The 13192-nt window shown below is 38.8% G+C and carries 11 protein-coding genes and 1 pseudogene; 9 read left to right on the top strand and 3 right to left on the bottom strand.

What is annotated here, in order from left to right; genetic code table 11:
• Window positions 1-177 precede the first annotated feature (177 nt).
• Window positions 178-1164 (bottom strand): PRC-barrel domain-containing protein, encoded by a 987-nt coding sequence (locus tag CALSC_RS20275; protein ID WP_088243089.1) that lies wholly within the window; start codon window positions 1162-1164, stop codon window positions 178-180.
• A 60-nt stretch (window positions 1165-1224) separates the two neighbouring features.
• Complete coding sequence (smc, locus tag CALSC_RS20270) at window positions 1225-4920, bottom strand: chromosome segregation protein SMC (protein WP_088243088.1); 3696 nt, start codon at window positions 4918-4920, stop codon at window positions 1225-1227.
• 426 nt (window positions 4921-5346) lie between these two features.
• Here smc and CALSC_RS20265 point away from each other — a divergent pair, with 426 nt between their 5' ends.
• The 5 genes from CALSC_RS20265 to CALSC_RS20245 all read left to right on the top strand — a co-directional run bounded on the left by CALSC_RS20265 (window position 5347) and on the right by CALSC_RS20245 (window position 8947).
• Entirely contained in the window at window positions 5347-5949 is a 603-nt protein-coding gene (locus CALSC_RS20265; RefSeq protein WP_088243087.1) for a hypothetical protein, read from the top strand.
• A gap of 329 nt (window positions 5950-6278) precedes the next feature.
• On the top strand, window positions 6279-6494 hold the full coding sequence (locus CALSC_RS20260; RefSeq protein WP_088243086.1) for a hypothetical protein: 216 nt from the start codon (window positions 6279-6281) through the stop codon (window positions 6492-6494).
• A 40-nt stretch (window positions 6495-6534) separates the two neighbouring features.
• Complete coding sequence (locus CALSC_RS27620) at window positions 6535-6867, top strand: hypothetical protein (protein ID WP_235006870.1); 333 nt, start codon at window positions 6535-6537, stop codon at window positions 6865-6867.
• A gap of 451 nt (window positions 6868-7318) precedes the next feature.
• On the top strand, window positions 7319-8251 hold the full coding sequence (locus CALSC_RS20250) for an ADP-ribosylglycohydrolase family protein (RefSeq protein WP_088243085.1): 933 nt from the start codon (window positions 7319-7321) through the stop codon (window positions 8249-8251).
• A gap of 327 nt (window positions 8252-8578) precedes the next feature.
• The gene (locus CALSC_RS20245) at window positions 8579-8947 is read left to right on the top strand and encodes an SGNH/GDSL hydrolase family protein (protein ID WP_088243084.1); all 369 of its coding nucleotides are present in this window, start codon (window positions 8579-8581) and stop codon (window positions 8945-8947) included.
• Window positions 8948-9059: 112 nt separating this feature from the next.
• Here the strand turns inward: CALSC_RS20245 and gloB are convergent, their stop codons facing one another.
• Window positions 9060-9833, bottom strand: coding sequence for a hydroxyacylglutathione hydrolase (gene gloB, locus CALSC_RS20240; RefSeq protein WP_088243083.1), 774 nt, complete (start codon window positions 9831-9833; stop codon window positions 9060-9062).
• A 388-nt stretch (window positions 9834-10221) separates the two neighbouring features.
• Between gloB and CALSC_RS20235 the strand changes: the two genes are divergently transcribed.
• The 4 genes and pseudogenes from CALSC_RS20235 to CALSC_RS20220 form a co-directional block, all read left to right on the top strand.
• The gene (locus CALSC_RS20235) at window positions 10222-10431 is read left to right on the top strand and encodes a hypothetical protein (protein ID WP_088243082.1); all 210 of its coding nucleotides are present in this window, start codon (window positions 10222-10224) and stop codon (window positions 10429-10431) included.
• A gap of 236 nt (window positions 10432-10667) precedes the next feature.
• Window positions 10668-11669, top strand: a complete 1002-nt coding sequence (locus CALSC_RS20230) for a glycosyltransferase family 2 protein (RefSeq protein WP_088243081.1) — start codon at window positions 10668-10670, stop codon at window positions 11667-11669.
• Window positions 11670-11741: 72 nt separating this feature from the next.
• The gene (locus CALSC_RS20225) at window positions 11742-12785 is read left to right on the top strand and encodes a glycosyltransferase family 4 protein (protein ID WP_088243080.1); all 1044 of its coding nucleotides are present in this window, start codon (window positions 11742-11744) and stop codon (window positions 12783-12785) included.
• A gap of 30 nt (window positions 12786-12815) precedes the next feature.
• Window positions 12816-13192: pseudogene (locus CALSC_RS20220) on the top strand (hypothetical protein); the annotation flags it as partial.

Below are 13192 nucleotides of genomic sequence, written 5' to 3'. Positions count from 1 at the left end.
CAGTTATTACTTATTACTTATTACTTATTACTTGCGTGTAGCGCCATAATTCAGCCAGCCCTAGTTATGATTCAAATGACTACATTTAGAGGGCGAAAGAGATGCCGACGGCAAACTTTTCACCCTCCAAAATTGATGATTATTATTCTTGGGATAATTTATTTTCTATAATTCTCCCTAATAACCACTTTCCTCTTCATATTCTGGTTGTCTTTCCTTAACCTTCTTAGGAATATTCACTGGTTTGGGTGCATCTTCCCAAGCATCGCTTGACAAATCTTCATCATACTTATCATATTCATCAGCGTATGTCTTTTTGCTGTAAGGTTCGGGTTTGTATGTGGGCTGGGGTTGATATTTATCCTTTCCTGTAGCCTCACTCCAATTATCTTCCTCATCATCATAGGGGATTGGCTCTGGTTCATACTGACGAGCTTGCATTACTTGACGTTGGGGACGCTCTTCTTCATAGTAGTCTTCATCCCATTCTTCCCTAGCAGCTGGCTCGGGAGCGCGAGCTTTAACCCTGGGAGCTTCTAAGGGTACACCACTGGGCAATTGATTTGGTGGTGCGACAGTCCGAGGAGTGTAAATACCTTCTTCTTCTTCCCTTTCCCAAGGTGCTTTTCCTAATCCCAAACGCTCCAATAAACCAACAGTTAATTGGGTAACTCTTTCTTCGGCACCTTCAAATACAATTAGTCTATTAGGCCCTGTACTGACAATTTCTTCAATGGATAATTCGTAAGTACTTAAAAATTGGTCGGGAATTTGGGGTAATCCCAAAGAAGCAATGACAATGGAGTAAATTTTACCATTTTCGGCATTGAATTTGAAACCGCGTACTTTACCTAGCACCTCGCCATTTTCGGTAATTACTTCCCAGTTAATTAGGTTGCTGAAAATATCTACATCAATATCTTCAATTACATCCTCGTCATCAACCAAAATTACATCGCCAATTTGGTTGACGTTTTCCAGATACATATAGCGCGGTATGCTAGATACAGAGATCAGGCTGTCTCGTAGGCTAAACGCCACAACCTCTCGCTGATCTACATCCACCCAGATTTGGTTGACGATTCCTAACCGTTTACCATTGTCGCGGGTGATTACCTGAGTATTTAAAATATCGGAACGCCTAGTAATTTGTTCAGAGGTCATTCTTAATACGGAGTCCTGATCTCGAATCCGGTTTATCTATACACTATTATTAACAAAAACTCAAGCAGAATTAGAATCGGTTTGCAATTTAATTCCCAAAACTTGGGTATAAGCTCCCCGAGCTTGAGTAACGCCGATTGTGCGTTCGGCTGATTCTATCATCGGGCGACGCAAACTCACAACTATAAATTGTGCTTGTTGTGCCTGTTGTTTAATCATTTTAGCTAATCGTTCTACATTTGCCCCGTCTAAAAACATATCTACTTCATCAAAGGCATAGAATGGAGAGGGGCGATAGCGTTGCAGGGCGAAGATAAAGCTCAAGGCTGTGAGAGATTTTTCTCCCCCTGACATGGAGGCTAATTTTCTGACTGGTTTACCTTTGGGATGAGCAACGAGGTTAAGTCCACTGCTAAAGGGATCTTCGGGGTTATCTAGTTGCAGATACCCGTCACCATCGGAAAGGGTGGCGAAGATGGATTGGAAGTTTTTGTTGACAGCGTCGAAGGCTTCTTTGAAGGCTCGCTGTCTTAAGGTGGTAAAGTTTTCAATTCTTAATAATAGTTCTGTTCGTTCTCCTTCTAGGGTTTCTAGTTTTTCGCTGAGTTCTTCTAAGCGTTTTTGGGTACGATCATATTGCTCCAATGCCAACATATTTACGGGTTCCATTGCCTGTAAGCGTTTGGATAGCGATCGCAGTTCTTTTTGTAATGCTTCTAAGTCTACCTGATTAGGTACTTCTGGCAAGGGTGAGGGTAGCTCGGCGGCGACGGTTTGCAGTTGTTCCCGGACGCTTGTGAGTTCTTCCCGGCGTGTTTGTTGGCTTTCTTGCAGTTTTTGCAGTTCCCATTCCAGCTTTTGTTGGCGCAGCAAGTCGGCGCGTAATTCTTCTTCTGTGCGATCGCGGATTTTTTTCTCTTCCCCTAAACTTTCTTCCATCTCTTTTAATTGTGCCTGATTTTGGGCTATTTTTTCCCCAATGGCAACAATTTCTCCAGCGATGCGGTTAATATTATCTCGACGGGAGGTTTGTTCTTGGTGGTATTCTTCTATGCGCTGCTGTGCTGTGTGAATTTTATCCTGTAGGCGCTGCTGTTCTAATTCTAGGTTCTTGAGTCTAGTTTCTGCATCCCGCAATTCCTGATCACGTTCTTGTAATTGTTGTTCCTGACTTTTGATCTCTGCCTGGATTTGCTGCCATTCTTGGGGGGTTTGGGAAGATTCTAAGTCTGCTAGGGTTTGACGTAATTGTTGTAATTGTTGCTCTCGCCTTGGTAATTCTCCCGACAATACTTCCAGACGAGATTGGGCGGAGGCAAGTTTTGCTTGATTTTGGGCAAGTTGCGATCGCCCTGCATCTAATTGCTGAGTTAAACTTTTAACCTCTTTCCCTAATTGTTCCCAGTGTAATTGCTGCTCCCTACGTCCTTGTCTGGTTTCTGTCAGTTGTTCAGATAGTTGTTTGGCTTCCTGGGAAAGGGAAGTAATACTTTGGGTGCAGCGAACTAAAATCTTTTCAATATCCTGGAGGCGATGTTTTAAGGCTGTAACTTCCGTGGATTCTGTCGCCTCTATCCTGCCAAATTTCAAAGAGGAGCGGTGACTAATACTACCACCAGTCATAGCACCGCTAGTTTCTAATAATTCCCCTTCTAGGGTAACAATGCGATTTTTCCCTAAATTTCGCCTAGCCTGCTCCAAGGTAGCAAAGACAACAGTATTACCAAACACATAGGAGAATATATGGTCATAACGGCGATCGCACTCTACCAAATTAACGGCATAATCAATAAAGCCATTGGCATTTTCCAAGGCTGAGGATGGGGAAAATCTGGGGGGATGGATTTTATTCAGGGGTAAAAAAGTTGCTCTCCCTGCCCGCTTTTGCTTTAATAATTCAATTCCGGTGGCGGCGACAGAATCATCTTCCACTACAATATGTCCCAGACGGGCACCAGCAGCAATTTCCAATGCCAATTGATATTGGGGGTCAACTCCACCCAACTGCACTACCAAGCCGCAAATACCAGGCATTCCTGACTGCAAAATAATTTTACTGGCGTGGGTTCCCTGGACTTCTTGCTGTGCTTGCGCCTGGGCTTCGAGTTTATCTAATTGCCGTTGTTTTTCTCTTTGCTCCTGATAAAGGCGCTTTTGGGTATCCTGTTGGATGTGCAGTTCTTGTTCCGTTGCGGCTAAATTTTGGGCTAAATCCTGGATGGGAGTACTGGAAGTCTCCAACTCTGCTTGCAAGCGGTTATAGTCAGCTTGTTTCTCCGATAATTCTGGTTCCCAAATCGCAATTTGCTGGGCTTGTTCCTCAATTTGTTGCTGGAGTTGGAGATGGCGTTCCGTTAATTGCGCCTGTTCCGTGCGTTGGGGTTCTAGGGTTTGCAGTAAAGTTTCAATTTGTCGATTCAACGCCGTTTGTTGTTGTACCCAAGCCTCGGAAGCAGAAGCAATTTCCGTGGCTGCTTCCCGCGCCTGTTCTAGATTATTTTGTGCTTGTTCCCGTTCCCCTTGACGTGTCGTAATTACCTGAGCTTGCTCCTGCTTTTGCCCTGCTAACCGTCCTAGGGATTCCTGATTTTGGCTAATTTCTTGTTGAGTTTGTTGCAATCGCTGACTAACATCCACCGCAGCTCTTTCTAACTCCCCTTGCTGGCGTTGGAGTTGCTTAGATTCTGCTTCTTGATTCGCCAAAATTGATTGAGTCGCCAAAAGTTGCTCTTCTCCCAAAGCCTTCACATGGGCATTGAGCCGTTCCAACTCCTGATTTTTCCTCTCAATTTCCCCATTCAAACTTGTCAACTGCTCCGTCAATTCCCCATAATTTTTATCCCCTGCTTGAATTTGGGTAACTAACCTTTCCTGCTGATTTTGCAAGGAACGCCAAGATAATACCCCCTCCCACTTCTGCTTCTCTAGAAACTCTGCCCGTAGCTTTTGATACTTCTCAGCCTTTGCCTTATCCTGGGACAAACGATCGCACTGTGCCGTTAATTCTGTTTCAATAATCCGACAACTATCTTCCTTGTCTTTAACTTCTTCCAAGGTTTTCTTGGCTTGATTAATTTTGCGATCAAATGCTGCCACCCCTGCCAACTCATCAATTATTTCCCTTCTTTCCTTGGCATTCATGGAAATAATACTGGTAACATCACCTTGGAGAACAACGTTGTATCCCTCCGGATAAATACGTAAACGTTCTAACTCCTGGTGTAATTCCGTCAGGGTAGAAGAAATACCATTAATGTAATAATTAGACGTATAAGTTCCTTGGGGAGTAACCCTTAACCGCCGAGTCACACTCCATTCCCCACCTATCTGCGCCCGAATTTTTGCCTTACGACTGATTTCGTCTTCCGTTTCTGGTGCTGACTGTTCCTCTTGAGCGACTTCCTCAGCAATTTCCGCTAATTCTGGATTATCCTCAGCTTCAATGACAGAAATTACGGGAAGTTCATCCTCTTCATCCGGTACACCATCCGACAAATCAAAAGCCACCGTCACAGTGGTTTCCACCGCCGAGCGGGATTTGCTGCTTTGGGTAGTGTTTACCAAATCCGGGAGTCGATCTGCTCGCATTCCCTTCGAGCTGGCTAAACCCAAGCAGAATAGCAACGAGTCGAGAATATTTGATTTTCCCGAACCATTGGGGCCAGAAATTACGGTAAATCCTTCCAATAACGGGACTTTGCTCGTACCGCCAAAGGATTTGAAGTTTGTCAGTTCGACACGCTTTACATGCACCATAGGCGCTGGTTAACTAGGCTAATTTAGTTCAAGTGTACCAGTGAAAGGGTATTAGGAGTTAGGGAGTCTCAGATTGTCTCATGGAATATGAGAGAAGTATAGGGGTTAATGGCGATGGAAGGGAAGGAGATTTCTTTAATTGAGGGGACTGCGGACAGACTTATCACCACTATTGAAAATGCGAGTATAAATCATGGGTAACGTTTATTATGAAAAAATATATAGTATGTCTGGTGTGAATTGACTACTGAAACCCTTGTAACAGCCTGTATTTAAAAGCGTAATTTGTAGTGGTCGATTAATTAAATCTGTCCGTGTGTAAAGTCCAGTGGCTATGGAACTACAGGTAGGGAATCACTTCAGATATAACTTGTGAACAGGTAAAATCTAATTACCCTACTATTATTTCTTGGACTTGGAGAATGCATGGATAAAGTTCTGGAGCAGTCAATTAGTCAGTTCTTAGCACTAATTACCTTCTTCGCTTTTCCCGCTATCCAGTATTTATTACTGAAATGGGCAGCCCGTAGAGAAGGACTACCAAGACTTGGATACTTGCCTGAGTACGGATTTAGACTAGTGATTCGTAATATACCTAGAAAGAGATTTCTTAAAGACATCAAATACAAAGTTTTCCTTAGAAGTTTAGTTCCACCATCTAGAGGGTCAACAGCGTATACTTTTTACGATATTGAAATTATTCGTCAAGAAGAGTTTTTTGTTTTTCCAAATTCAGATCAAACCATGTTGAATTTCCAATTACATGGAACTGAAGAAGAAAATATTGCTTTTGTTGTCACAGATAAACTGGGAAAAAAAGTTCAAGATAGAATATCAATCAAAAACTTTGACAAACTAATTTGTGACTATTCTGCTACGATTGACAACTTCTTTAACTTTGACGTTAAGGTTGAAAAACGAGTTGTGATTGAATCTTCTTCTTTGGCAAGGATGTGGAATGAAACCCACTTAGAGTATAAAAAGTTTAAGGCATTTGAGGTTGACTATGTTCTGAACCCCGGTCACTAACGCAGGCTAATAATTCACGACGTGTTATTCATTGAAGACTGGACAATAAGGGAAATGCAATGGTAAGCCAAACTTCTTTAGACGAAATATTTGCAGCAGTAAAAATAGCAATTCCCATGATACGAAAACATTACCCATCTTCAGTAGCGATCGCTTAACGTTTCTTTGAAAACAGTACTATTTGTGTAATCGCTCTACCCTTCAATAAAACTGCGATCGCTTCTATGTTGTAATCTTTTGAACTAAGCCATCAGACAATTGGTAGAATAAGTGTCAGCGATCGCTTAACATTCCCAATATTTTTGAGCTTCAGATGAGGAGATTCTCAAATGCCATTGGCTGAACTTATGTCACAAATCGAGAAATTGCCAAAAATTGATAAGCTACGGTTGATGCAGTTTCTAGCAACAGAACTTGTCAAAGAAGAAGATGCAAATTTCTTTGTTGCAAACCAAGAGTATCCCATCTGGTCACCCTATAATTGCTTTGGAGCAGCTGCAGTATTAATGGAAGCCTTAAAAAAGTCGGATACAAACCAGCAATAATTGAAATATCCCCGTATTACGGCAAATCTCTCCTCAACTTATGACCGAACTTCTTCAACAAGTCATTGCAGAACTCCAGAAACTTCCCGCAGAACAGCAAGATGCGATCGCATCCCGCCTCATGGCAGAATTGAAAGACGAACAAACATGGACACAACAGTTTGAGTCAACCACAGATAAACAATGGGATCGATTAGCTGATATAGTGCGACAAGAAATCCTCAGTGCAGATATTTCACCACTAGCTAAAGTGCCAGGTACCCCAGGACAACAACTGTTGCGTTTTGCAGGTTCAATCTCTCCTGAAGACCTTCAATTGATGCAGTCAGCAATTGAGCATAATTGTGAACAGGTAGATGTTGATGAGTGGTAGGTATTTACTCGATTCTCAATTGAGTAAAATAAACAAATTTTAGCGTTCGCATGATGAGGAAATTTGACGCAATGAAATTATATCAAGGCACGCTTAATTACTTATAATTTCTGCTTGATTCACCCCAACCCTCCCTTACCCTCTCCTTAATAAGACTCATGTGTACACACAAGTCATCAAATTTAGCCAAGTCCTCACCGAAACGCCCCCTAACCCCCAATTCTGGGGGAACAAGAGTTCTCAAAGACCCCCAGAATTGGGGGATTTAGGGGGCATTCCGAGGCTCAAACGCACACAGGAAAGACTTGTGTGTACACCGTAGCCTTAATAGGTCGAGGATGCCGCAGGCGGGTGAGGTTTTATAAGTATTCATCCGCACATGAAATTAGTCCTATGTATGCCTGGAATCTGAATTCGAGTTCACCACTTGTTTAGCCCGAAGCACTATAAAATGAATTCTAAAGTACTGGCCGGTTTGATGGGACTTTGCATAGGGGATGCTCTTGGTGTTCCTGTTGAATTTTCAACCCGTGAAGAACTAGCCCAATGTCCCGTTCGTGGCATGAATAGTCAAAATTATTGGAAAGAACTTCCTGGTACTTGGTCTGATGATAGTTCTTTGACCTTTTGTTTAGCTGAGTCTCTTTGCCAAGGCTTTTCCTTGCAAGCGATCGCTGATTCCTTCTGTTGCTGGTATTATGAGCAAAAGTGGACTGCACGGGGAAGAGTATTTGATATTGGCATTACGACACAAATGGCAATTGAGAAACTCCATAGAGGAGTAGCACCTTTGAAGTCAGGGGACACTGTAGAACGTAGCAATGGTAATGGCTCTTTAATGCGAATCTTGCCACTTGCTTACTACCATAAGACTTTAGACTTTCCAGTTCTACTTGAACGAGTGCATCAAGTTTCTTGTATTACTCATGCCCATCCTCGTTCACAAATGGCTTGTGGTATCTACATCAGTATTGTCATTGCCTTACTGGAGGATGGTAATCCGAAAGTAGCTTATCAAGAAGGCTTGGATAGGATTGAGCCATTCTACCAAAGGTATCCCTACAGCCAAGAGCTCTCTCATTTTGAACGAATCTTGAGCCGTGAAATTGATGCTTTATCAATTGAGAGCATTAATTCTGAAGGCTACGTGATTGATACTTTAGAAGCTAGTTTGTGGTGTTTTTTGAATACATCATCTTATGAACAAGCAGTCTTAGAGGCGGTAAATTTGGGTGAAGATACAGATACAACAGCAGCAGTCACTGGAGGTTTAGCAGGTATCTACTATGGACTTGAGAGCATCCCAATAGAGTGGATAAATACAATTGCTCGTAAGGAAGATATTATCGCTTTAGCAAATCATTTAGAAATAGCAATTTATTAGAAGCAAACCGCATAATGGGGGAGAAATGCAATGACAACCAATACTTCTTTAGAAGAAAGGCTGGCAGCACTCGAAAAAGCGATCGCTCTACCCTTCAAAAAACCGCGATGCTCCCGAAGAGAGCCGCCTTAAGGCGATCGCGTAGGATTTCATACTAAAAAGAATATCCAGAAAATTTATTAATATTATGACTGAGTTTACTGATACTATGACTAAATTATATGTAATGCATTAATTTGACTGGTGTGATAGACGGAAACCTTCCGTCTAATAAAAACCTTCCGTCTAATAAATAGTTAGGCGGTAGCTCTGACTCAAGGGGTGATCATGGTTAAGAAAGTACTTCTAGTTGGTCTTAGATCCTCAGTGGTGAATTTCGAGAAATGGCCACAGTTATCGGTAGAGAAGCTGGAAGCAGCCTTCACCCAAGTGCTTACGGATCTCAAAACTCTTGAATATGAGGCCAAATGGTGCCTAACTGATACTGGCGAAACAGCAGAGCAGCAGTTGGTCGCCGATCTAAAGGCATTTACTCCTGATATTGTATTAGTAGGTGCGGGCGTTAGGGCTGATCCTGATCACTTCCTACTATTCGAGAAGATCATAAACGTTATTCATACTCACTCGCCACAGGCAAAGATAGCTTTCAATAGCAACCCCAATGATTCTGTTGAGGCTGTCCAGCGATGGAGCTAAGAAGCGCAAGTAAGCTTACCGTAGGTTTCACCCCGCGCGCAAATTCTCCTTGTCAGTTGCAATTTGATAATGCGTGACAAGCTTTTGGTTGGGGGTGGCAATTATTTGTAAATTAAAATCTGTCTTTCATCCTTCGCAAATGGGCAAAGGTTTCCACAGTATCTTGGCTTTTAGCCACTAATTTTAACCCAGGCTGAGAAGAACGCAAGAAGGGATTGGTGTGTTTTTCTATTCCCAACATAGAAGGAACTGTAGCCTCTCCCCGTTGACGACAAGCCTGCACTTCTAGATAACGGTTTTGCAGTTCAGGATTCTCTTTATCCACAGTCAAAGCAAACTGGAGATTCTTCAAAGTGTATTCATGAGCACACCATATCCGCGTATTATCCGGTAGAGCAGCCAGTTTACTCAATGAATCTACCATTTGCTTCGCTGTACCTTCAAACAATCGCCCACATCCCCCCGCAAATAGAGTATCCCCACAAAATAATTCCCCCACTTCTCCCGGCTTTTCTGGAGGGAAATAGTAAGCAATATGAGCGCGGGTATGTCCAGGAACAAAAATGACTTCTCCGATTCTATCTGCAAACTGGATGCGATCGCCCTGTTGTAAAAGCACCTGCTGTCCAGGTATTCTTCCTTTATCTTCAGCGCCACCATATACTTTCACATTTGGAAATTTTTGCATTAACTCTAGATTCGCCCCTATATGATCGTAATGATGATGAGTGTTAAAAATTGCAACTAACTCCGCCGATAATTGATGAAGTTTCCCTAAAACTGGCTCTGCTTCTGCTGGATCGACTACTGCTGCAAGATTTTGTTGGATGTCATGCAATAAAAAAATATAATTATCCGAGAGAGCATGAAGACGAATTACTTGCACAACTGTATTCCTTTAAAGATGTAACTGCGATACATTAATTTTGACAAAGATTTACATTCAATGAATCATTAATATTTTTTTAAAAAAGTCAAAATAATATTTTTTTTAAAATAAAAATACCAACGGTGGATTTACTGAAAAACAATATATACCTAGACTAAGTGTATAATTTTATTAGGTATAATTTCCCTAGAACTTAAAGGAAAGAGAAAGCTAGATTTATTTGTATTATGTGGTATTTAATACCAGTGAATATAAAAAAATATTTGCTCTTAGCTGTTACATTAAGTATGTCAATGTTTTAATAACAGCATTCTATTTTATAGATAGAATTAAGCAATATTTATTTTTTTATTATTACATCTACCAGAAAAAATACACAAAATTTATGTACCAAATAGTTGAGAATAAATCAGAATTATTTATCCAACAAATAGTAGAGCGAATTATTTCATCTGGAGAGATGAGCCGCCAAGACTATAGTTTACTTACATCTACAGTTATTGCTGATGGTGAAATTAGTGATGTAGAACGTCGTCAAATCAACCGTGTTTTTGATTATATACAGACAGGTAGACTGAAATTGGTGGATTGGTAAAAAATAATTGTGATTATGCATATTTTCTAGCAATATCCATAATTTACAAATAGAAGCAGTAAGCATCATAAAATTCCTAATTTAAAAAAATGTAGATTAAGCCTTTTTGATTATTATCCTGCTTCTATACATAACAATACATCTTTATCATGTTGATTTAGATATTATTTATCAAAATAAAAATTATCATAGAGAATACCTAAAAAATAAAAAACATACTACAAGGCTTTTGAATAATGACTCCATTTGTATCCATCATTATTAATTGCTTCAATCAAGGGTGTTATCTTGAGCGTTCAGTAAAAAGTGTACTGTCACAAACATTTACAGATTTTGAGTGTCTAATTGTGGATGATGGCTCTAGTGATAATACCCGTGAAATTGCTGAAGTCTTAATGAAATTGGATTCACGAGTTAAGTACTTTCATCAAGAAAACAGAGGATTACCTGCTGCTCGTAATTGGGGATTTCAAAAATCGCAAGGAGAATGGATTCAGTTTTTAGATGCAGATGATTGGATTCATGAAGACAAAATTAAATTTCAATTGAGTCATATATCTCAAGATAAAGATAATCAAAAAGTTGTTCTTTATTCTGATTATGAGCGTATAACTTTTAATAGTGATAATCAAATTATTGCCCAACAAAAAAATATAATTGGTAAATTAAAAACTGATGAATTGATCCAGCGTCTGTTAATACCTGACTTTTTAATTAAGTCTCCTCATCCTGCACTTCAACAAGCAATTTTAATGCATAAAAGTGTATTGCAGAGAAATAAATTTACTGAATTATTAAAAGCACTAGGAGATAGATACTTTGCAATAGATATTTTAAGGCAGGATGCCAATTTTATTTATACACCAATAATAGGAGCTTACTATACAAAACACCAGTCTAATCGGACAAATAACTGGAATTACATGAAGCAATATTATATTTCATTCTATGAATTGGTATTCAAAAATTATCCAGATATCATAGAGCTATGTCATATAGGCTTAAATTTTTTGTTAGATGAATCCATTAGAGAAAAAGAAAAAGATAATTTTGGTAGATTAATCAAAATACTGCCTGTACCAGTCAAAATACTGGAGAATAAAATCACAATAAATCATATAATTTTGATAAAATTATTTTATTATTTAAGATTATTAATCCCGAGTTTTGTGTTTTATAAAAAATATCGTGGCCCTCGATCTCAAAAAATAATAAATTCATTTAACAATTTATTATAATAAATAATAATTTGTTAAATGAAATATTGTATTAATGTATGGTATTTTGCCTGAAAGCTATATTCAAATAATATGCTTGTCAAAAAGGAAATCAGAAAGTATAAAGCTTTATTAAATAAGATCTTATCTATCTTATCTTATTTATTAGAATATAAAATTTCATACTTGAAATTTATTAGTGATATTCTAGGTAATAAGTCATTATCCAAGCATACAGAAATCGAATATGATCTAGTATTCGTAATTTTTGGTTTTGCTAAGAATTGGATATTAGAGGCAATTTGTAAAGAAATTGCAACTTACTTTCCTGGTAAATATCACTTTCATTATTCAGAAAATAATATTCCTCCAGCCAAAGCTTATTTTATTGCCCATTACTCTTTTTTGCCAGCTTGTTTAAAACAAAATTCTCACATGTGGGGAAGTAAGATTCTAGTTTGGTATACTCATCCTCGAAATGATTTAAGTATTAGTAATGAGGAATTAATATATGTGCTAAACAAAACAACAAAAGTTATATGTACCTGTTCTAAATTTGTACAATTACTAATTGATCAAGGTTTAAAATCTGAGCGAGTTACTTATATATTAGGAGCTGCCGATCCTAATATATTTCAATCACATCAACGTCATCATGGTGCAGTTGGTTTTTGCACTGCTTTTTACTATCGTAAAGAACCAGAGCGGATTTTCAATATTATCAAAATGATGCCCCATAGAAAATTTATTCTGCTGGGTAAAGGATGGGAAAAGTACGAAAAATTTCCAGAAATGAGATCTTTACCTAACTTTGATTATGTTGAAGCTCCTTATTCTGACTATCCTAAGTATTATGCTTTAATGGATGTTTTTGTCTCTCCTGCAAAATTAGAAGGGGGTCCCATTCCTTTAGTAGAATCGATGATGTGTAATGTGGTTCCTGTGGCTAGTAATACTGGATTCTCATCTGATTTGATTGTACATGGTGAAAATGGATTTATCTTTGATATTGATAATTCTATTGAGGATATATGTAACTTAATTGATCAATCATTTGCAATTAAAACTGATATTAGAAAAACAGTTAAAAATTTGAGCTGGCAAAATTTTTCTCTGCAAGTCCAGCAATTACTATAATAACTATTTAATGCCGAGTATTATTCACTTATGTTACTAAATATTCATAGAATAGATAATAATGTTGGAGATATTATGTCTTCTCCACTCAAATATTTCAAATTTCCTCAAGATAGCAAGACAATTGATATAATGAGCATCAATGATCAACAGGTCTTAGAAAAAGATATAATCATTGGTGGTGGTGGCTTAATAGCCAGAGAATTCTTTACAGAAAAAATGAGCTATATAGCTGAAAAAAGAAAAGGTAAGTTGATATCTTGGGGTATAGGACATAATAGCTATGAAGGTTTAGGAAATAATCTTCATTATCCAAAATATATGGATAAGTTTGACTTACATGGAATTAGGGATTATTCTCAAGGTTTTAATTATATACCATGTGTAAGTTGCATGAGTGAATTAAG

Source organism: Calothrix rhizosoleniae SC01 (assembly GCF_900185595.1).
GTDB lineage: Bacteria > Cyanobacteriota > Cyanobacteriia > Cyanobacteriales > Nostocaceae > Calothrix_A > Calothrix_A rhizosoleniae.
This window is presented reverse-complemented; position numbering and strand designations above follow the sequence as displayed.

Excerpts from the sequence above, each read along its gene's own strand:
- CALSC_RS20275 (WP_088243089.1), bottom strand. The coding sequence starts at position 1,164 with ATGACCTCTGAACAAATTACTAGGCGTTCCGATATTTTAAATACTCAG.
- smc (WP_088243088.1), bottom strand. The coding sequence starts at position 4,920 with ATGGTGCATGTAAAGCGTGTCGAACTGACAAACTTCAAATCCTTTGGC.
- CALSC_RS20265 (WP_088243087.1), top strand. The coding sequence starts at position 5,347 with ATGGATAAAGTTCTGGAGCAGTCAATTAGTCAGTTCTTAGCACTAATT.
- CALSC_RS20260 (WP_088243086.1), top strand. The coding sequence starts at position 6,279 with ATGCCATTGGCTGAACTTATGTCACAAATCGAGAAATTGCCAAAAATT.
- CALSC_RS27620 (WP_235006870.1), top strand. The coding sequence starts at position 6,535 with ATGACCGAACTTCTTCAACAAGTCATTGCAGAACTCCAGAAACTTCCC.
- CALSC_RS20250 (WP_088243085.1), top strand. The coding sequence starts at position 7,319 with ATGAATTCTAAAGTACTGGCCGGTTTGATGGGACTTTGCATAGGGGAT.
- CALSC_RS20245 (WP_088243084.1), top strand. The coding sequence starts at position 8,579 with ATGGTTAAGAAAGTACTTCTAGTTGGTCTTAGATCCTCAGTGGTGAAT.
- CALSC_RS20235 (WP_088243082.1), top strand. The coding sequence starts at position 10,222 with ATGTACCAAATAGTTGAGAATAAATCAGAATTATTTATCCAACAAATA.
- CALSC_RS20230 (WP_088243081.1), top strand. The coding sequence starts at position 10,668 with ATGACTCCATTTGTATCCATCATTATTAATTGCTTCAATCAAGGGTGT.
- CALSC_RS20225 (WP_088243080.1), top strand. The coding sequence starts at position 11,742 with ATGCTTGTCAAAAAGGAAATCAGAAAGTATAAAGCTTTATTAAATAAG.